This window comes from Streptomyces sp. NPDC002742, from assembly GCF_042888885.1.
Lineage (GTDB): Bacteria > Actinomycetota > Actinomycetes > Streptomycetales > Streptomycetaceae > Streptomyces.
The window spans coordinates 86,649-104,902 of sequence record NZ_JBIAQF010000024.1 but is presented as its reverse complement, the minus strand read 5'-3'; the positions used below and the strand labels follow the sequence as shown (position 1 = coordinate 104,902).

17 protein-coding genes are annotated in these 18,254 nt (G+C 71.4%); 11 read left to right on the top strand and 6 right to left on the bottom strand.

Annotated features, from left to right (window positions below; translation table 11 throughout):
- Positions 1-156 precede the first annotated feature (156 nt).
- Complete coding sequence (locus ACFYW8_RS33745; protein WP_365869878.1) at positions 157-648, top strand: hypothetical protein; 492 nt, start codon at positions 157-159, stop codon at positions 646-648.
- Between the two features lie 157 nt (positions 649-805).
- Here ACFYW8_RS33745 and ACFYW8_RS33740 read toward each other — a convergent pair whose 3' ends face one another.
- The 3 genes from ACFYW8_RS33740 to ACFYW8_RS33730 all read right to left on the bottom strand — a co-directional run bounded on the left by ACFYW8_RS33740 (position 806) and on the right by ACFYW8_RS33730 (position 2,561).
- Positions 806-1,342, bottom strand: a complete 537-nt coding sequence (locus ACFYW8_RS33740; protein ID WP_365869879.1) for a hypothetical protein — start codon at positions 1,340-1,342, stop codon at positions 806-808.
- A 240-nt stretch (positions 1,343-1,582) separates the two neighbouring features.
- Positions 1,583-2,347: a hypothetical protein gene (locus ACFYW8_RS33735; RefSeq protein ID WP_389086621.1), complete on the bottom strand. Its 765-nt coding sequence runs from the start codon at positions 2,345-2,347 to the stop codon at positions 1,583-1,585.
- Between the two features lie 16 nt (positions 2,348-2,363).
- On the bottom strand, positions 2,364-2,561 hold the full coding sequence (locus tag ACFYW8_RS33730; protein WP_365869881.1) for a hypothetical protein: 198 nt from the start codon (positions 2,559-2,561) through the stop codon (positions 2,364-2,366).
- Between the two features lie 710 nt (positions 2,562-3,271).
- Between ACFYW8_RS33730 and ACFYW8_RS33725 the strand changes: the two genes are divergently transcribed.
- The 4 genes from ACFYW8_RS33725 to ACFYW8_RS33710 all read left to right on the top strand — a co-directional run bounded on the left by ACFYW8_RS33725 (position 3,272) and on the right by ACFYW8_RS33710 (position 8,790).
- Positions 3,272-4,219: an SCO0930 family lipoprotein gene (locus ACFYW8_RS33725; RefSeq protein ID WP_389086615.1), complete on the top strand. Its 948-nt coding sequence runs from the start codon at positions 3,272-3,274 to the stop codon at positions 4,217-4,219.
- A 454-nt stretch (positions 4,220-4,673) separates the two neighbouring features.
- Positions 4,674-5,486: an SAM-dependent methyltransferase gene (locus ACFYW8_RS33720; protein WP_365869883.1), complete on the top strand. Its 813-nt coding sequence runs from the start codon at positions 4,674-4,676 to the stop codon at positions 5,484-5,486.
- The gene (locus ACFYW8_RS33715; protein WP_365869884.1) at positions 5,483-7,618 is read left to right on the top strand and encodes an EAL domain-containing protein; all 2,136 of its coding nucleotides are present in this window, start codon (positions 5,483-5,485) and stop codon (positions 7,616-7,618) included. The genes ACFYW8_RS33720 and ACFYW8_RS33715 overlap by 4 nt, the downstream gene beginning before the upstream one ends.
- Before the next feature lie 392 nt (positions 7,619-8,010).
- Positions 8,011-8,790, top strand: a complete 780-nt coding sequence (locus ACFYW8_RS33710; protein WP_365869885.1) for an oxidoreductase — start codon at positions 8,011-8,013, stop codon at positions 8,788-8,790.
- Between the two features lie 209 nt (positions 8,791-8,999).
- Here the strand turns inward: ACFYW8_RS33710 and ACFYW8_RS33705 are convergent, their stop codons facing one another.
- Positions 9,000-9,890 carry a LysR family transcriptional regulator gene (locus tag ACFYW8_RS33705; protein ID WP_389086603.1) on the bottom strand — a complete coding sequence of 297 codons (891 nt, stop codon included), beginning with the start codon at positions 9,888-9,890 and terminating at the stop codon, positions 9,000-9,002.
- A 119-nt stretch (positions 9,891-10,009) separates the two neighbouring features.
- Here ACFYW8_RS33705 and ACFYW8_RS33700 point away from each other — a divergent pair, with 119 nt between their 5' ends.
- From ACFYW8_RS33700 to ACFYW8_RS33680, 5 genes are all read left to right on the top strand, one after another.
- Positions 10,010-10,681, top strand: a complete 672-nt coding sequence (locus ACFYW8_RS33700) for a succinate dehydrogenase (RefSeq protein ID WP_389086794.1) — start codon at positions 10,010-10,012, stop codon at positions 10,679-10,681.
- 1 nt (position 10,682) lies between these two features.
- Positions 10,683-12,644, top strand: coding sequence for a fumarate reductase/succinate dehydrogenase flavoprotein subunit (locus ACFYW8_RS33695; protein WP_389086598.1), 1,962 nt, complete (start codon positions 10,683-10,685; stop codon positions 12,642-12,644).
- A complete protein-coding gene (locus ACFYW8_RS33690) occupies positions 12,641-13,390 on the top strand; it encodes a succinate dehydrogenase/fumarate reductase iron-sulfur subunit (RefSeq protein ID WP_365869888.1) in 750 nt (249 codons plus the stop codon). Before ACFYW8_RS33695 ends, ACFYW8_RS33690 begins: the two co-directional genes overlap by 4 nt.
- Positions 13,391-13,655: 265 nt before the next feature.
- On the top strand, positions 13,656-14,426 hold the full coding sequence (locus tag ACFYW8_RS33685; protein WP_389086590.1) for a GNAT family N-acetyltransferase: 771 nt from the start codon (positions 13,656-13,658) through the stop codon (positions 14,424-14,426).
- The gene (locus ACFYW8_RS33680; protein WP_389086585.1) at positions 14,426-15,373 is read left to right on the top strand and encodes a lysophospholipid acyltransferase family protein; all 948 of its coding nucleotides are present in this window, start codon (positions 14,426-14,428) and stop codon (positions 15,371-15,373) included. The genes ACFYW8_RS33685 and ACFYW8_RS33680 overlap by 1 nt, the downstream gene beginning before the upstream one ends.
- Before the next feature lie 311 nt (positions 15,374-15,684).
- Here ACFYW8_RS33680 and ACFYW8_RS33675 read toward each other — a convergent pair whose 3' ends face one another.
- Both ACFYW8_RS33675 and ACFYW8_RS33670 read right to left on the bottom strand, forming a co-directional pair.
- Positions 15,685-16,353, bottom strand: coding sequence for a PH domain-containing protein (locus ACFYW8_RS33675; RefSeq protein ID WP_389086580.1), 669 nt, complete (start codon positions 16,351-16,353; stop codon positions 15,685-15,687).
- Between the two features lie 351 nt (positions 16,354-16,704).
- A complete protein-coding gene (locus ACFYW8_RS33670) occupies positions 16,705-17,205 on the bottom strand; it encodes a methylated-DNA--[protein]-cysteine S-methyltransferase (protein ID WP_365869891.1) in 501 nt (166 codons plus the stop codon).
- Positions 17,206-17,410: 205 nt separating this feature from the next.
- Here ACFYW8_RS33670 and ACFYW8_RS33665 point away from each other — a divergent pair, with 205 nt between their 5' ends.
- Positions 17,411-18,184, top strand: coding sequence for a nuclear transport factor 2 family protein (locus ACFYW8_RS33665; protein ID WP_389086574.1), 774 nt, complete (start codon positions 17,411-17,413; stop codon positions 18,182-18,184).
- Positions 18,185-18,254: the final 70 nt, after the last annotated feature.

Below are 18,254 nucleotides of genomic sequence, written 5' to 3'. Positions count from 1 at the left end.
TATCCGATTGTGTGGAATTCCTTCGGCGTGTCTTCTCACCAGGACGGACCATTCCCGAAATGCGGCCCCGCGCACGGCATCTGAGGGTCTGTCTGGGAGGCGCTTTCTCGCCGATCCACCGGGGACGGTTCCCGGGGCGCCCCCGCGGAGGATCACATGCGTACTACTCGTGCCCTGGCGGTGTCTGCCGCCGCGGTCGCCGCCGTGGGGCTCGCCGCCCCGATGGCCGCGGCGTGGAACACCCCGAGCAACATCGTCGCGATGCCCAGCGTCATCGCCCGCGGCGGCCAGCTGACCGTGACGGTCGACGGGTGCCCCAGAGGAGGCACCATGACCTCGCCCGCGTTCCGTCAGGCGAGGCTCTCGCCGCTCCAGGGCAGCCACAACGAGTCGTCCAGCGGTACGGCAACCATCAACCAGGACGCCCGCCCCGGCTCGTACGACATCACCGTCAACTGCGAAGGGACGGGCCCGCTGACCCGCCCGGCCGCCTTCACCGTCATCGGCGGTGTGCGCGGCGGTCTCGGCGGCAGCACCTCGACCGGTGCCACGTCCACCGACATGGCGATCGGCGGCGGGCTGGTGGCCGCGGCGGCCGTCGGCGGCGGGGTGTTCTGGATGCGGCGCAGGTCGGAGAGGCACATCTGACCGTTCCGCCCGGCGAGGCGGCCGGTCCCGCCCCCTTCGGAGGCCGGCCGTCCGCCGCGCGGAGCGCATCTGACAGCCCTTCGCTCCGGACCCGCCTGACAGGGACCGGGGCGAAGGGCTGTCAGATGCGCTCCGGCCGGATCCCGTGACGTCCGGGTCAGGATTCTTCGGACGTGTCACGTCGGCGCGACAGGTACCAGGCGGCGCCGACGGAGCCGGCGATGAGCGCGGCCCCCAACGCGATCTCCTTCGGATCGAAGCCGCCGACGCTGCCGCCGACACCGGCCCGGACACCTCGGTGCAGGGGGACCGGGGTCGGAGTGACCGGCCGGCCGCCGGCGATGGTGAGACCGGTGCTCCCGCTCGCTCCGCCGCAGGAGAACGTCACGTCGTACACGGCCCCGGGTCTGGCGTCCCAGTCGACCATGGCGGTGGCCGAGGACTGCCCTGGCGGGATCGTGACGGTGTCGAAGACCCCTGAGGTGACCGTGGCGGTTCCCCTGCACCCGCCGTCCCGCTTCAGGAGCAGCGACACCTGACCGCCCGCGGCGATGGTCGACGGCTGCACGCTGAAGGCGAACGGGGTGATCGGGGTGAGGCCGTGGTCCCCGTCACCGGCGAGGGCGGCGGGCGCGGCGAAGGTCAGGGCGGTCACGCCCAGCAGTGCGGCCGAAGCGACGCGTATCGCGCGCATGGTGAGCCTCCAGGTCCCCGAGGAGCCTTGCTGCGGACCTTTTCCGCTTGCGCCAGAAATGCACCTCGATGACCGGAACGCTAGGAAGGAGCGAACAAGGGCGCGATCCCAGTAGCGCGAACGGGGCAATGCTGTGGGCCGTTCGAGGGACGGCGTGCGTGCGGACGGGGGACGGACACGGCGTGGCGTCCGTCCCCCGAGCCGTCGCCCCCGGTCCGCTGGGGCCGCCCGGCGGAGCCGTTACCCGGGAAGCTGTGGGAACAGCGCCGTGAAGGGCTCCGCCGACTCCGTGATCCCCCGGCTGTAGGGCGCGTCGAAGTCCCAGATCAGGAAGAGCAGGAAGGCGATCAGGGCCGAGAACAGCCCGGCCAGGATCAGTTCCCGGGCGGTGCGCCGGATCTGCAGCGCGAAGATCATCCCGACCGTGACCACGGCACCGGTGATCAGCCCGAACCACACCACCCCCGGCATGGTCGCCCCCGTGGAGTCGGCGCGGGCGCTGCGTGCCGTGTCGGCCGCCGTCACCTGGTCGAGGAGCGGCTGGTACGCCTGCGCCTCGAAGTCCGACTTCGGCTGGTAATCGGTGACGTCGTGCCGGATCCGGTCGAGGAGCCGGCCGCCCTCGGCGGTCACCCGGCCGTGCTCGGCCATGCTCTTCCACTCGGTGGTGACCACGTAGTGGACGTACGTGTCGACGTCACCGCGGATACGGTCGCGGACGTCGGGCGGGTAGACCCTGACCCGCTCCGAGATCTCGTGCAGGGCCTGCGCCTCCGCCTGCACATGGTCCTGGGCGCCGCCGCGGGCCTCCCAGACACCGGCGATGGCCAGACCGAGGACGATGGCGTACACCACGCCGATCATCATCGTCATGTACTCGATGACGTCCGGGGTCTCGGTGGGGTCCTCGTCCTCGCGTGCCCTGCGATGGCGTACGAGGGTCACGATGAGGACCACGAGGCACGCGGCCGCCATCGCGAGGGCGAGAACAAGCCAATCCGACAAAGTGTGCCTCCAGGGGTCAGCGCGGGCGCAGTGCCGCGACGGCGAGCACCGCGGGCGCGGTGATGAGCAGGGTGAACGAGACCAGCGACGGACCGCCGCGGGGCTGGTGCTTGTGGGGCGGCGTGCGGTACGCCGGATAGCTGACCGGAACCGGCGGCGGAGTGGGGCGCGCGCTCGGGGTCGGCCGGGGCTTCGGCGTGGGTCTCGGTGCCACGACGGGGGCCGGCCGCGGCGGCAGGGGTCTCGGCTTCGGCGCGGGCGGAGGCGGAGGCGGAGGCGGCGGTGGGGGTGGGGGCGGAGGCGGAGTCGGTGGCGGCGGTACGGGCTTCGGAGCGTGGGTGGGCGGAGGGGGTGGTGTCGGCTTCGGCTTCGGCGGCGGAGGGGGCTTGGGGGGCGGCGGGGTCGGTGTGGGTGTCGGCGGGCAGGGCGGGGTCGGGGCCGGGCACTGGTTGGTGCTCCCGGCGACGGCGACCGCCCCGCCGCCCGCCACGGCCACCGCGGTGAGGCCGTCGCCGCCCGGGCCCGTGGAGGCGTACGCGCAGGCGTCGGCCGCGGCCGTTCCGCTCGGCGCGCCGACGAGGAGCCAGGTGAGCGCCGTCAGTGCCAATACGCGTATGAGGAGGGCGGATCGGGTCCGCTGGGGTGCGTGCACGACGGAGATCATGAGGCGCGCGGGAACCGGTCACGCCGGAGTGTCCGGGATTGCCCCCGAAGGGGGTACCTCCGGCCCCCGGCGGCTTGACGTGCGAAGGCCGGAAACGCGGGCCTGGATCGAATATGCGGGCGAGCGGCGTCGCGCGCGTCACAGTCTTCCGAAAGAAATTTGAGGCCCGTTTGAACACTACTGCCCCTCCCGTGCGTACCTAGGGCCATGCGCGGCGCTGCAGGGCGCTGCAACACTTATGCGAACAGCGGGAGTTACCAATGAAGACCTCCTGGCGGAGCGCCTCACTCGTAGCGTCAGCTGCGGCCGTGCTGGCGCTCACGACGGCGTGTGGTCAGGAATCGGGCACCCCTTCGACGGGCGCTCAGAACGTGGGTGCCACCGCGGTGGCGGGAGGCTACGGGACGAGCACCACCGCCGGCGCGGGCAACGGCTACGGCGCCGATTCCAAGGATCAGAGCGCTGCCGCCAAGCCGGAAGTCGCGGGCCAGCTCGCCGTGACGGAAAGCGCCAAGCTCGGCAAGGTGCTGACCGACGGCGCCGGATTCACTCTTTACCGCTTCGACAAGGACACCGCCGAACCGCCGAAGTCGAGTTGTGACGGTGCCTGCGCCACCGCCTGGCCGCCCGTGCCCGCCGACGGTGCCGAGGCCGCCACCGGTGTCGACAAGGCGCTGCTCGGCGAGGTCACCCGGACCGACGGCACGAAGCAGCTGACCATAGGCGGCTGGCCCATGTACCGGTTCGCCAAGGACACCAAGGCCGGTGACGCCAACGGTCAGGGTGTGGGCGGTACTTGGTTCGCCTCGGCGCCCAACGGCAAGAAGGCGACGCTGGCCGCCCTCCCCGGTCTGTCGGTCCGCAAGGACCCGAAGCTCGGCGACATCGTCGTCGACAAGAACGGCATGACCGTCTACCGGTTCATGAAGGACCAGGCCTGGCCCGTCTCGAAGTCGGCCTGCACGGGCGCCTGCCTGCAGAAGTGGCCCGCCGTCGCTCCGGTCCCCGCGAGCGACACCAAGGGCGTTCAGAAGAAGGGCCTGATGGGCTTCACCCGCCCGGACGGTGTGAAGCAGATGACGGTCAACTGCTGGCCGATCTACACCTTCTCCGGTGACAGCGCTCCCGGTGAGACCAACGGTCAGGGCGTGGGCGGCACGTGGTACGCCGTCTCGCCCGACGGAAAGCCGGTCGGCGCGTCCAAGTAGGGCATCGACTCCCCACGGTCGATGCGGAGGATCGGCACCCCACGGCCGATCCTCCCGCCGGACGGCATGGAACGCGTCGCCAAGGGTCCGCCCCCTCCGCACGGAGGGGGCGGACCCTTGTGCGTCCGGGCGCGGGCGAGGCGTTCCGGCCGTCGTCGGAACGTGAAAGATCCCGACGGCGGCCCGGATGTGAAAGAACGCCGCGTACAGACCGGCGACTTGGCCACGCTTCGTGACTCCGCTGAGCTTTTTGGAATGCTTCGGAGTGATTTCGCAGGGGCGGTGAGTGGCGTGCGCGGTATACGTTCGCAGATGCCAATCGGGCACTTGCCCGCGGCAGTGACCGGGAACGGACGGTCAATTTCCGTTTTGACTCGCCCCTTTGGCGGGCGATCAGTAGCCTCTGCTCGAACACCGGATCGTCCATGCCGTCGCCTACGCCTTGGAGAGATAGATGGAGCGTCCCGCCTGGGCCCCTCGCAGCATTGACATCTCAGTGCCGAGCGTGTCCCGAATCTACGACTATTACCTGGGCGGTTCGCACAACTTCGAGGTCGACCGGGAAGCGGCACGCAGGGCGATGGAGTTCATGCCGGGCCTTCCCAAGGTCATGCAGGCGAACCGGGCGTTCATGCGCCGGGCGGTCCGGTTCGCGGCCGGAGAGGGCATCGACCAGTTCCTCGACATCGGTTCCGGCATCCCGACGTTCGGCAACGTCCACGAGATCGCGCAAGGCACCCGACCCGGCGCACGGGTCGTGTACGTCGACCACGATCCGGTTGCCGTCGCACACAGTCAGGCCGTGCTGCGGGACAACGAGGACGCGGACGTCGTCGCCGCCGATCTGCTCAAGCCCCAGGAAATTCTGGCGAGCGCCCAGGTTCAGCGACTGATCGACCTGAACCGGCCGGTCGCCCTGCTTCTCGTTGCCATACTTCACTTCGTGGAAGACGCGGACGACCCGTACCGGGCGGTGGCCGAACTGCGCGACTCTCTCGCGCCGGGAAGCATGCTCGTCGTCACGCATGCCTCGTTCGAGGGAATTCCGCTCTCCCGGGAGCAGGCCGAGGGCACGGTCGACGTCTACAAGAACATCCGCAACCCGCTGATCATGCGCACGCGCGAGGAGATCGCGCGGTTCTTCGAGGGGTACGACATGGTGGAACCCGGACTGGTGCCGATGCCGAACTGGCGGCCCGACACGGCATCCGAGGACGAGGATCCTTATTCCTTCTCCGGGTTCGGCGGCGTGGGACGCACGGCGTGAGCGCCGAGCCGGACGGGCCGGAGGACAGACTGCGCCGGTTCGCGACGATCTGGAGCCGAGCGGTCTTCCCGGTCACCTCCACCTCGCTGACCCGGCCCGAGTTCGAGGAACAACTGCTGCCCCTCGCACGGCGGTTGAGCGAGGCGCTGCGGGCCAGGAACTTCGAGGCGGTCGAGGGGCGGATTGTCGGCGCCGCGCTCGTCGCCGCGCACTGCACCGACCCCGAGGCCCTCAGCCGGGCCCTCGACTGCGTCGACGCCTACCTGGTGCTCTACTGCGGCGAGGACGGCCCGGGGGAGGCGCTGCGGACCCGCTCCGCACGGCTCCAGCACGCCATGGCCGCCGGGTACGCCGAGGCGCTGCGCGAGCGGACGCTCGCCGAACAACAGGCCATCTCGCATGCCGCCCTGACCGCGCGCAGCGCCGTCGCCGAGGCGCTGCACGACAGTGAGGCCCGCTTCCGCGCGGTCTTCGAAGGCGCGGCCATAGGCATCGGCATCGCCGACCTGGAGGGCAACATCCTCCAGGTCAACGGAGCCCTGCTGCGTATGTTCGGCGGCTCCGAACAGACCATGCGCGGCCGCAAGGTCCCCGAGTGGACGCACGCCGAGGACGCTCCTCAAGTATGGCGGCTGTACGAGGAGTTGGTGAGCGGCCAGCGCGAGCACTACCACGTCGAGAAGGCCTTCTACCGTCCCGACGGCACCGCACTGTGGACCAATCTGACGGTCTCGCTGCTGCGCGACGCGGACGGCGAACCGCAGTACCAGCTGGCGCTGATGGAGGACACCACCGAGCGGCGGCTGCTCAACCTGCGGCTGCGCTACGAGGCGACGCACGACGCGCTCACCGGACTGCCCAACCGGACCCTGTTCTTCGAGCGTCTGGAGAAGGCGCTGGCCGCGGGCGAGGGACAGCGCTTCGGGCTGTGCTACCTCGACCTCGACGGCTTCAAGACCATCAACGACAGCCTCGGGCACGCGGCCGGTGACCGGCTGCTCGTCGAGGTCGCCGACCGCCTCCAGTCCTGCGCGACCGCTCCCGGCGAGATGGTCGCCCGGCTCGGCGGCGACGAGTTCGTGGCCCTCACCACCGGCCCGGACACCGAGCGCGAGGTCGACGAGCTGGCCGGGCGCATCATGAACGCGCTCGTCACCCCGATCAGCATCGACGGCCGCGACCTGACCGTGCGCGGCAGCGTCGGCATCGTGGAGGGCCCGGCCGGGGAGCGCGGCGCCGCCGAGGTGCTGCGCAGCGCCGACATCACGATGTACCGGGCCAAGTCCGCGGGCGGCAACCGCTTCGAGCTGGCCGACCCCGAGGCCGACGCCCGCGCGATCACCCGTAACGGACTCACCACCGCACTGCCCGCCGCCCTGGACCGGGGCGAGTTCTTCATCGAGTACCAGCCGCTGGTGCACCTCGGGGACGGCAGTGTGCAGGGTGCCGAGGCACTGGTGCGCTGGCTGCACCCGCAGCACGGCGTGCTCGGCCCCGACCGTTTCATCCCGCTAGCCGAGCACACCGGGCTGATCGTGCCGCTCGGCCGCTGGGTCCTGGAGCAGTCGGTGCGGCAGGCCCGCACCTGGCAGGAACGGCACTCCGGCGCGGGCCCGCTCCGCGTCAACGTCAATCTCTCGCCGTGCCAGCTGACCCATCCAGGTCTCGTCCAGGACACGGTCGACATCCTGGAACGTGAGGGTCTCGACGCCCAGGCGCTGTGCCTGGAGGTCACCGAGTCCGCGCTGATCGGCGCGGACGACGACCTGCTCAAACCGCTGCGCAGGCTCGCCGAGATGGGTGTCGACATCGCCCTCGACGACTTCGGCACCGGTTACTCGAATCTCGCCAACCTGCGTCGTCTGCCGGTCAGCATCCTCAAGCTGGACCGGTCCTTCACCAGGGGCATGCAGCAGTTCCCGGCGGATCCGGTCGACCTGAAGATCGTCGAGGGCATCGTCTCCCTGGCCCACAGTCTCGACCTCGCGGTCACGGTCGAGGGCGTGGAGACCGGCGCACAGGCCGAGCAACTGCGGATACTGGGCTGCGACACCGCCCAGGGCTGGTACTACGCCCGTCCGGGACCGCCGGAGCGGCTGCACGAGCTGGCGCTGGTCGACGCGGTCGGCTGAACCCGCGCGCGGCCCGGCCTCCCGCGACGGTGGCCGGGCCGCGTCGGCGGCCCGTCGTTCCGCCGGCCGGGCCGGACTTCCCGCGCCCGGCCGGACGCGTCGCCGCCCCGGCCGGGTGTCCTGTCACCCGGGCCGGACGTTCCGCCACCCGGGCCGGGTGGCCTGCCCGCACCGACCGGAGGGGTGCCCCGGCCGGCGTACAGGCCACCGCCGCCCGACCGGCGTACGAGTCGCACCGCGGTCCGCCCGGTCCACCGGTCCCGGCGCGGCCCGCTCGTCGTGACCGAGCTCGGACGGTTCCCGGGACGCCTCGCGCGCCCGGTCCCGCGTATGTCTCACTGGCCGTATGCCTCACTGACGGAACGCACTTCTCAGAAAAGGAGCCGAGACGGATGAGCACGGAACTTCAGGGCAGGACCGCCGTCGTCACCGGGGCCAGCAAGGGCATCGGGCTCGCGGTCACGGAGGCGCTGGCCGGCGCGGGCGCGACGGTGATCGCCGGCTCCCGCGGCACGTCCGCGGGCCTCGACTCCCTGGTCGGGAAAGGGAACGTCACCTGGGTGCCGGTCGACCTCGCCGAACCCGACGCGGCCGGGCGGCTCGTCGAGGCGGCGGGCGGGCGGATCGACGTCCTGGTCAACAACGTGGGTACGGCCCCCGCCCGCACCGGCGGCTTCCTTTCGGTGACCGACGAGGAATGGCGGCGCACCGTCGATCTGAACCTGCTCACGGCCGTACGGGTCACCCGTGCGGCCCTGCCGTCGATGCTGGCCGCCGGGCAGGGTTCGGTCGTGACGATCGGCTCGGTCAACGCGACCCTGCCCGACCCCCTGGTGATCGACTACAGCGCGGGCAAGGCGGCCCTGGTCGCGTTCTCCAAGGCGCTGTCGAAGGAGGTAGGCCCGAAGGGCATCCGGGTCAACACCGTGAGCCCCGGACCGGTGGAGACCGACCTGTGGCTCGGCGGCGGGGGAGTGGCGGCGACGGTCTCGGCCGCCGCCGGGCTCACTCCCGACGACGTGGTCGCCCAGGCCTCCGGCGCGATGGTCACGGGCCGTTTCTCCAAGCCGTCGGAGGTGGCCGACCTGGTTCTCTTCCTCGCAGGGGACCGAGCGGGCAACATCACCGGCAGCGACTTCGTCATCGACGGCGGCTTCATCCCGACGTGGTGAACCTGATGGGGTGACCCGGACGTGGTGAACCTGATGGGGTGAGCCGGACGCGGTGAGACCGATGTGGTGAGCCGGATGTCGTGAGACGGATCCGCTGGGCAGAGCCGGACGTCGTGAGACGACTCTGCCGGGCCACGACTTGGTGAACCCGGAGCTGACGAACCGGGCCGGGCCGCCGTGCCGCCCCGCGCGCCCGGGTGCGGCCGGCATCAGCGTTCCAGCAGCATCCGCTGGAGCTCCCGGGCCGCCCGGGGCGGTGCCACATCGCTGCGGTGCGCCAGCGCGATCGTCCGCTCAAGACCGGGCCTGGTCAGCGGGGTCACCCGCAGACCCGACCCGGACCGGGCGGCCACCATGCGCGGTACGACGGCCACACCGAGACCCGCCCGGACGAAGCCCAGGACCGCGTCCATCTCGCCGCCCTCGACCGCGAAGTCGGGTTCGAAGCCCTCGGCGCGGCAGGCGGCGACGGTCAGTTCCCGCAGGTCGTAGCCGTGCCGGAACATCACCAGACGCTCGCCCTCCAGATCGGCGACGCGCACCGTACGGCGGCTGCCACCACCGCCGGGCGCGGGGGCATCCGGCGACGACACCACGACCAGGTCCTCGCGCAGCAGCTCCACCGTGGTCAGCGCCGGGGACGGGGTGGGCAGGGGCAGGACGACCAGGGCGAGGTCGAGGGCGCCGCGTGCGAGCTCCCGTACGAGATCGTGCGAGCCGCCCTCCTCGATCAGCAGCCGGATGCCCGGATAGCGGTCGTGGAACGCGCGCAGCACGTCCGGCAGCAGGCCCGTGCACAGGCTCGGGGTCGCGCCGAGCCGCACCCGGCCGCTGCGCAGCTGGGCCAGTTCCTGCACCTCCTGCCGGGCCGTGTCCGCGTCGGCGAGGATGCGCCGGGCCAGCGGCAGCAGGGCCTCGCCCGCGTCGGTGAGCGTGATGTTCCCGCGCGCCCGCTGGAACAGGTCCGCCCCCAACTCCCGCTCCAGCGCCTTGATCTGCTGGGACAGCGAGGGCTGCGCGACATGAACCAGGTCGGCGGCCCGGGTGAAATGCCGGGTCTCCGCGACGGCCACGAAGTACTGGAGCTGTTGGAACTGCATCCCCCGACGATAGCTCTTGCCTATGGAAACGAGCCGGACCATGTCTTGGACTGATCGGTTCCTCGCGTCCTAGCGTTCCGTCCATGGCTCTGGCAACGCGGACGGACCGACGGCCGTCCTTGGCGCGCACCGTGTGGGACAGCTCCGTCGGAAAGAAGACCGTGATGGCCGTCAGCGGCCTGGTCATGCTGCTCTACCTGGTCGCCCACATGATCGGGAATCTTAAGATCTACTTCGGCGCGGGCGAGTTCGACCACTACGCCCACTGGCTGCGCACCGTCGGTGAACCGTTCATGCACTACGAGTGGACGCTGTGGCTGATCCGCGTGGTGCTGGTCGTCGCCGTGGTCGCGCACGCCACGTCCGCGTACCAGCTCAGCCGCCGTGACATCAGGGCGCGCCCCAGCAAGTACGTGCACAGGAAGCGCGGCGCGAGCTACGCGACCCGCACGATGCGCTGGGGCGGGATCATCCTCGGCCTGTTCATCGTCTGGCACCTCCTCGACCTGACCACCGGCACCGTGCACCCCGGCGGCTTCCAGGAGGGGCACCCGTACCAGAACGTCGTGGACACCTTCTCCACCTGGTACGGCGACGTCGTCTACATCGTCGCGATGCTCGCGCTCGGCCTGCACATCCGGCACGGCTTCTGGAGTGCCGCACAGACCCTCGGGGCCGGCAGCCGCACCCGCGACCGCGCCCTGAAGACCGTCGCGAACGTCCTCGCGCTGCTGCTCACGGCGGGCTTCATCGCCGTACCCGTGGGCGTCATGACCGGAGTGGTGAGCTGAAATGACCGCTGAATACGCCCACTTCACGACCGGGGAGCCGGTCGCCGACACCAAGGCACCCGCCGGCCCGGTCGAGGAGCGCTGGGACACGCGCCGTTTCGAGGCCAAGCTGGTCAACCCGGCCAACCGCCGCAAGCACACCGTGATCGTCGTCGGCACCGGTCTCGCGGGCGGCTCCGCGGGGGCCACACTCGCCGAACAGGGTTACCACGTAGTCCAGTTCTGCTTCCAGGACTCCCCGCGCCGTGCCCACTCGATCGCCGCGCAGGGCGGCATCAACGCGGCGAAGAACTACCGCAACGACGGCGACTCCGTCCACCGGCTCTTCTACGACACCGTCAAAGGCGGCGACTTCAGGGCGCGCGAGTCCAACGTCCGCCGCCTGGCTCAGATCTCGGTCGAGATCATCGACCAGTGCGTCGCCCAGGGCGTGCCCTTCGCCCGCGAGTACGGCGGCCTGCTCGACACCCGTTCCTTCGGCGGCGTCCAGGTCTCCCGCACCTTCTACGCCCGCGGCCAGACCGGCCAGCAACTCCTGCTCGGCGCCTACCAGGCACTGTCCCGGCAGATCGCCGCGGGCAACATCGAGATGCACCCGCGCACCGAGATGCTGGACCTGATCGTGGTCGACGGACGGGCGCGCGGCATCGTCGCCCGCGACCTGGTCACCGGCAGGATCGACACCTACTACGCGGACGCCGTCGTCCTGGCGAGCGGCGGCTACGGCAACGTCTTCTACCTGTCGACGAACGCCATGAACTCCAACGCCACCGCGATCTGGCGGGCCCACCGGCGCGGCGCGTACTTCGCCAACCCCTGCTTCACCCAGATCCACCCCACCTGCATCCCGCGCACCGGCGACCACCAGTCGAAACTCACGCTGATGAGCGAGTCGCTGCGCAACGACGGCCGTATCTGGGTGCCGAAGGCGCACGGCGACACCCGCCCGCCGGACGAGATCCCCGAGGACGAGCGCGACTACTACCTGGAGCGGATCTACCCGTCCTTCGGCAACCTCGTCCCCCGCGACATCGCCTCCCGCGCAGCCAAGAACGTCTGCGACGAGGGCAGGGGAGTGGGCCCCGGCGGACAGGGCGTCTACCTCGACTTCGCGGACGCCGTCCGGCGCATGGGCCGCGAGGCCGTCGAGGAGAAGTACGGCAACCTCTTCGACATGTACGCCCGGATCACCGGCGAGGACCCGTACGCCGTGCCCATGCGGATCTACCCCGCCGTGCACTACACGATGGGCGGACTGTGGGTCGACTACGACCTCCAGACCACCGTCCCCGGCCTGTTCGCCATCGGTGAGGCCAACTTCTCCGACCACGGCGCGAACCGGCTCGGCGCCTCCGCCCTCATGCAGGGGCTCGCCGACGGCTACTTCGTCCTGCCGTCGACCATCAACGACTACCTCGCCCGCAACCCGCACCGCTCCAGCGACGACGACCTGAGCGACGAACACCCCGCGGTGCAAGAGGTGTTGGCCGAGACCGAGGACCGGCTGCGGCTCCTCCTCGCCGTCGACGGCGACCGCACCCCCGACTCCTTCCACCGCGAACTCGGCGAACTCATGTGGGAGTTCTGCGGCATGGCCCGCACGGAGAGCGGGCTGCGCAAGGCCCTGGAACGCATCCCGCAGATCCGTGAGGAGTTCTGGCGGCGCGTCAAGGTGCCCGGCAGCGGAGAGGAGTTCAACCAGTCCCTGGAGAAGGCCAACCGGATCGTCGACTACCTGGAACTCGCCGAGCTGATGTGCCTCGACGCGCTGCACCGCGCCGAGTCCTGCGGCGGCCACTTCCGTGAGGAGTCCCAGACCCCGGACGGTGAAGCGGCCCGCCGGGACGAGGAGTTCTCGTACGCGGCCGCCTGGGAGTTCACCGAAACCGGCACCGCGCCCGTCCTGCACAAGGAAGACCTGGTCTTCGAGTACGTCCACCCCACCCAGCGGAGCTACGCATGAAGCTCACCCTGCGCGTCTGGCGGCAGAAGAACGCCGACGCCGACGGAGCGATGTCCACGTACGAGGTGGACGGCATCTCGGCCGACATGTCCTTCCTGGAGATGCTCGACACCCTCAACGAAGAGCTCATCCTGGCCGGAGACGACCCCGTCGCCTTCGACCACGACTGCCGTGAGGGCATCTGCGGCGCGTGCAGTCTGGTCATCAACGGGGACGCGCACGGACCCGAGCGCACCACCACCTGCCAGCTCCACATGCGCTCCTTCCACGACGGCGACACGATCGACATCGAGCCGTGGCGCGCCGCCGCCTTCCCCGTCGTGAAGGACCTCGTGGTCGACCGCTCCGCCTTCGACCGGATCATCCAGGCCGGCGGTTACGTCACCGCCCCGACAGGCGCCGCGCCCGAGGCACACGCCACGCCGGTCCCCAAGCCCGACGCCGACTTCGCCTTCGAGCACGCCGAGTGCATCGGCTGCGGCGCCTGCGTGGCGGCCTGCCCGAACGGCGCCGCGATGCTGTTCACCTCCGCCAAGGTCAACCACCTGAACGTGCTGCCGCAGGGCGCCCCCGAGCGGGAGACCCGGGTGCTCGACATGGTGGCGCGGATGGACGACGAGGGCTTCGGCGGCTGCACCCTCACCGGGGAGTGCGCGACCGCCTGTCCGAAGGGCATCCCGCTGTTCTCCATCACCAGCATGAACAAGGAGTGGCTGCGCGCCACCCGCAAGACGGGCAGGCGTTAGGCACGAAGTCGTTCGCCGTACGGTGCGGACGGGCGGGACCGGGTGTGGTGCTCACGCCCCGGTCGCGTCTCGCTTTCCGGGTCACCCCTGTCATTCAGCATCCTCACATCCGCCCTCCTGGCACTGGTCACGCGCACGCCAACCGGCGTCGGAAGAACAGGAGCGCGCAGACCGTTCGGATCCGGCCTGCCGCCCCCGAGCCATCGACTCCGTTCGAGCAGGGGGTACCCCCTCCGCCGAACCGGCCCGTGACCAGGAGAGTGCCATGACCGGCGTTTCCACCCTCGACAGCCCGACCGAGCCCGTCGCCCCCACCCGCTACACCGTCACCTTGGCCCACGACGAGGCCGACGTCCGGGCCGCGCAGCGGCTCCGCCACGACGTCTTCGCCGGGGAGATGGGCGCCCTCCTGAACACCCCGCAGCCCGGTCTCGACGTCGACGCCTTCGACGCGTACTGCGACCACCTGCTGGTGCGCGACACCGAGACCGGCCAGGTCGTCGGCACCTACCGACTGCTGCCGCCCGAGCGCGCCGCGATCGCCGGACGGCTCTACTCGGACAGCGAGTTCGACCTCGGGCCGCTGGCCGGAATCCGCTCCGGGCTGGTCGAGGTCGGCCGCTCCTGCGTCCACCCCGACCACCGCGACGGCGCGGTCATCGGCCTGATCTGGGCCGGGATAGCCCGCTACATGGTCGACGGCGGCCACGAATGGCTCGCCGGCTGCTGCTCCATACCGCTCGCCGACGGCGGCACGCTCGCCGCGGGCACCTGGGACCGGGTCCGGGCCAAGCACCTGGCGCCGGAGGAGTTCCGCGTCCGGCCGCTGCGGCCCTGGAGCGCGGAGGGTGTCGCCCGCCCGGCCCGCACCGAACTGCCCCCGCTGCTCCGCGGCTATCTGCGCCTGGGCGCCTGGGTGTGCGGTGAGCCCGCGCTCGACGCGGACTTCGGTGTCGCCGACATGTACGTGCTGCTGTCGATGAGCCGGGTCAACCCGCGCTACCTCCGTCACTTCCTCTCGCTCGTCCCCGCCTGATGAGCACGCCCCGCACCGGAGCACCGCGTCTCACGTTCGTCCGCCGCCCCCGCCTCGGGGGCGGCGGGACGGCGGTGCTCCCCGGAGCCGTCCCCGCGCCACGGCGGCCCGCCGCCGGCCCCGTCCAGGGGACCGGCGCCTGGCTGCCCACCGCGCCCTGCTCGCCGCGCGGCTGCGTGGAGTCCGTACGGCCCTGGACGGGTGCGCCGCGCGCCGTCGTGCGGCTGACCGGACTCCTGGTCGTGGTCGTTCTCGGGGTCGCCCTGATCCCGCTGGTCCGACGGCTGCGGTCGGAACGGCGCGACCGGTGGATCCGCCTCTGGTGCCTCGCAGTGGTGCACACGGCCGGGGTCCGCACGCGGATCACCGGAGCCGCCAGGCCCACCGGTGGGGTGCTGATCGTGGCCAACCACATCTCGTGGCTGGACATACCGCTGCTGGCCGCCGTCCGACCGGCGCGGATGGTCGCCAAGACCGAGGTGCGCGGCTGGCCCGTGGTGGGTGTGCTGGCGGCCCGCGGCGGCACCCTCTTCATCGACCGCGACCGGCTGCGCGCCCTGCCCGGCACGGTGGAGCGGATCGCCGGGACCCTGCGGGGCGGCTCGGCCGTCGCCGCGTTCCCCGAGGGCAGCACCTGGTGCGGCCGGGCCCAGGGGCGCTACCGCCGGGCCCTCTTCCAGGCCGCGCTGGACGCCGGTGTGCCGGTCCAGCCGGTGCGCATCCAGTACCGGTTCGCCGACGGACAGGCGAGCACCGCGCCCGCCTTCGTCGGCGAGGACTCGCTGCTCGCGTCGCTGTGGCGGGTGGTGTCGGCGCGCGGCCTGGTGGCCGAGGTGCGTCTGCGGCCCCCGGTCCCGGCGGGCAGCCACCCCGACCGCCGGTCCCTGGCCGAGGCGGTACAGGGGTGCGCATACGGCCCCGGCTCACCTCCCGGCGCGCACCTCTGAGATCCAGGGGCACCCTCCGGTCCGTGTCGCGGGAGACCTCGGGCCAAGAACCGGTTCACCGCCCGAGGAGCGGGTCCAGGGTCCCGGAACAGCGGGTCCAGGGTCCCGGAACAGCGGGTCCGGGGTACCCGGACGTGCGCGTCGGCTCCTGTGCCGGTGGCGGGACCCCTGAGACCCAGGGGTCCCGCCACCAAGGCCGTCCGAGCACGCGGCCCGGGTGGAACGAGACCGCCCGCGCACGGAGACGATCTCCTCGCCCGCTTTCCGCCATGGAGGCCTGATGCCGGAGTACATCGGTGCTTCGGCGTCCTTCAGCCGGTGCGTATCCGCCTGCGGTACGAGGCGATCACGGTCAGCGCGAAGACCAGCGGCAGGCCCGCCCCCATCACCGCGAACGGCTGCAGCATCGACTCCAGCCATCCGGGCATGTCCACGAAGGCCGGCAGCAGCATCAGCACCGTCAGCGGGACGAACGCCAGCATCGCGTTGGCGAAACCGGCCGTCAGCGCGTCCCGGCGGAGTTTGCGCCGGTCGATGCGGACCGCGGCCTCGGGGTTCGGTGCCCAGTCCGCGCCGCGGAGTTCCTCCCACGCCCCCACCAGTGCCCCGACTTCGCGCTCGACGTTCACGTTCAGGTCGTCGAGGAAGGGCAGCAGCATCTTGCGGCCGTCCAGGCCGTAGGCGTACACCAGCACGTCGGGCGCGGTGTCCTTCCTCGCCGCGGCCGGATTCGCCTCGGCCCTGATGTCCTGGATGTCTTCCCAGGCCAGTCGGCGCCTCTTGAACACGCCACGTACCTGGATCGCCTTGAGGTCCGCCGTGGTGGAGGAGCGCAGGACGGTGTAGAAGATCCAGCTCATCAGCGCCACCCACGCGATGAGGAAGGGGTACGTGAACGAGAGGGGCATGCCGTCCGTGGTCAGCAGGCCCGCCGCCAAGCTCACTGTCGCCGTCGCGATCACCCCGAGGGACGCTCGCATTCTGGACCGGCTCAACCGGTACTCGCGTGGCAGCCCCTCGTGCCCCATGCCCACCGACCCGCTCCCCACTGTCCGGCCTTCCTCGACGCACCATGGTGTCGCCCCGACTCCGGTGTGTCGAGGGCTATTTGACGTTCGGCGGCCGCGCCGCATGGCTGCTGAGCACCATGGTCACCGCAGACCCGCCCCGCACGGACGACGACGACGTGCTGCCGGCCCACGGGCGCCGCCGGGGTCCTGCGGCCGACCCCGTCGAACCGTGCCGGGCACGGGTCCGCACCTGGGCCCTTGCGTACCGCGCCCGCCCTGTCCGGCACCTCCGGGAACGCGTGACAACCCCCGCGTTCTGCTTCAGGACGGCACGTTCTCCAGGTCCAGGAGCTGTCGCTTGCGTTCCAGGCCCCCCGCGTAGCCGGTGAGCGCCCCGCTCGCGCCGATCACCCGGTGGCAGGGGCGGACGACGAGCAGCGGGTTCGCCCCGATCGCCGTACCGACGGCACGGACCGCGGCCCGGGAGGCGCCGATCCGCGCGGCGACCTCTCCGTAGCTGAGCGTGGTGCCGTACGGGATGGTCTCCAGGGCCTTCCAGACGCGCCGCTGGAAGTCGCTGCCGCTCCGTACGTACTCGATGTCGAAGGCGGTCAGCCGGCCGTCGAAGTACGAGCGCAGCTGGGAGACGATCTCCCGGAAGGCGTCCGCGTCCTCGCGCCAGCCGTCCTGGACGACCGCGCCGTACTTCTGGTCCGGCACGGACAGCGCGGCGAGCGCGGTGCCGCCCTTGGCGGTGGCCGACTCCTCACCCACCAGCAGCAGTCGGCCGAGCGGGCTGTCCATGGTCGTGTAGACCGTCATCGGTCCGGTCCTTTCCGAGGTCTCACAGCGTCTTCACCCTCAACAGTGCGCCCCGCGCGGCATTCCGTCCGGCGGGATTCGGACAGAGCGCTGGGCGGCCGTCCGGGAACGCCGTACGGGACACCGTCCCACCCGTTGGGGTCGCGCCGGGGACGGTACGGGCACACGATCGAAGTCGACCACTCCGCACGGCCCAGGAGTCCACATGGTCTGGATCCCGCAGATCTCCGACCTCGTCGACCGGCTCGGCGCCGCCGAGCTCGCCGACGCGCTGCGCGACCCGGCGTCGGCCAACGTGCCCGTGGCCCTCGACGACCCGGAGGCGGGCCGGATCAGCGGTGTCGGTGTCCTGGCCGCGTGGCTGGCCGTGCAGGACACCTGGCGGGCGGAACGGAAGGTGGACATCGAGGAGGTCGCCACCACGCTCGGTGAGGGGCGGGCCGTCGGTGAATGGGTCGTGTACCTGCAGGGCCCGGAGGGCGAGCGCGTCGGGCTGCCCGTGGCCGCCGCCGTGGACCCCGCCTCCACGCTGCCGGTGCGCATCCACCACTCCCGTCTGCCGCTGCTCGGCCGGCATGTCGTGCGCCGCCCGATGGTGCCGCCGGACCCGCGGGCGCGCGCCTCCGACGTGGTCGGCGCCTACAAGGCCGCCCTCGACGCGGGGGACACCGCGGCCGTCGTCGCCGCGTTCGCGCCGGACGGCTCCTTCCGCGGGCCCACCGGTGACGCGTACCGGCGCGTCGGGACCAGAGAGCTGACCGAGCTCTACGACGCCCTCTTCTCCTCGGGTGGTGGTATCCCGCTCAAGCTGTGCACCGTGACCGAGGACGGCACCCGCAGCGCGTTCGAGTACATCTGCGACCGCTGGGGCGACGCCGACCTGCCGCCGCAGCCGGGCCTCGCGGTGTGCGCCCGGGGCGGTGATGGCCTGATCGCGTCGGCGCGGGTGTACGACGACGTCGAAGCCCCCGTGGAGTAGGGCTGTGCCGCGCCCGTGGCGGGCAGGGATCTGTCCTCGGTTCTCCCCACCCCACCCCCACCGGCAGCAA

What these genes read in the sequence shown, in the direction of transcription:
- ACFYW8_RS33745 (WP_365869878.1), top strand. Translation starts at nt 157, where the DNA reads ATGCGTACTACTCGTGCCCTGGCGGTGTCTGCCGCCGCGGTCGCCGCC.
- ACFYW8_RS33740 (WP_365869879.1), bottom strand. Translation starts at nt 1,342, where the DNA reads ATGCGCGCGATACGCGTCGCTTCGGCCGCACTGCTGGGCGTGACCGCC.
- ACFYW8_RS33725 (WP_389086615.1), top strand. Translation starts at nt 3,272, where the DNA reads ATGAAGACCTCCTGGCGGAGCGCCTCACTCGTAGCGTCAGCTGCGGCC.
- ACFYW8_RS33720 (WP_365869883.1), top strand. Translation starts at nt 4,674, where the DNA reads ATGGAGCGTCCCGCCTGGGCCCCTCGCAGCATTGACATCTCAGTGCCG.
- ACFYW8_RS33710 (WP_365869885.1), top strand. Translation starts at nt 8,011, where the DNA reads ATGAGCACGGAACTTCAGGGCAGGACCGCCGTCGTCACCGGGGCCAGC.
- ACFYW8_RS33705 (WP_389086603.1), bottom strand. Translation starts at nt 9,890, where the DNA reads ATGCAGTTCCAACAGCTCCAGTACTTCGTGGCCGTCGCGGAGACCCGG.
- ACFYW8_RS33695 (WP_389086598.1), top strand. Translation starts at nt 10,683, where the DNA reads ATGACCGCTGAATACGCCCACTTCACGACCGGGGAGCCGGTCGCCGAC.
- ACFYW8_RS33690 (WP_365869888.1), top strand. Translation starts at nt 12,641, where the DNA reads ATGAAGCTCACCCTGCGCGTCTGGCGGCAGAAGAACGCCGACGCCGAC.
- ACFYW8_RS33685 (WP_389086590.1), top strand. Translation starts at nt 13,656, where the DNA reads ATGACCGGCGTTTCCACCCTCGACAGCCCGACCGAGCCCGTCGCCCCC.
- ACFYW8_RS33680 (WP_389086585.1), top strand. Translation starts at nt 14,426, where the DNA reads ATGAGCACGCCCCGCACCGGAGCACCGCGTCTCACGTTCGTCCGCCGC.
- ACFYW8_RS33675 (WP_389086580.1), bottom strand. Translation starts at nt 16,353, where the DNA reads ATGCGAGCGTCCCTCGGGGTGATCGCGACGGCGACAGTGAGCTTGGCG.
- ACFYW8_RS33670 (WP_365869891.1), bottom strand. Translation starts at nt 17,205, where the DNA reads ATGACGGTCTACACGACCATGGACAGCCCGCTCGGCCGACTGCTGCTG.
- ACFYW8_RS33665 (WP_389086574.1), top strand. Translation starts at nt 17,411, where the DNA reads ATGGTCTGGATCCCGCAGATCTCCGACCTCGTCGACCGGCTCGGCGCC.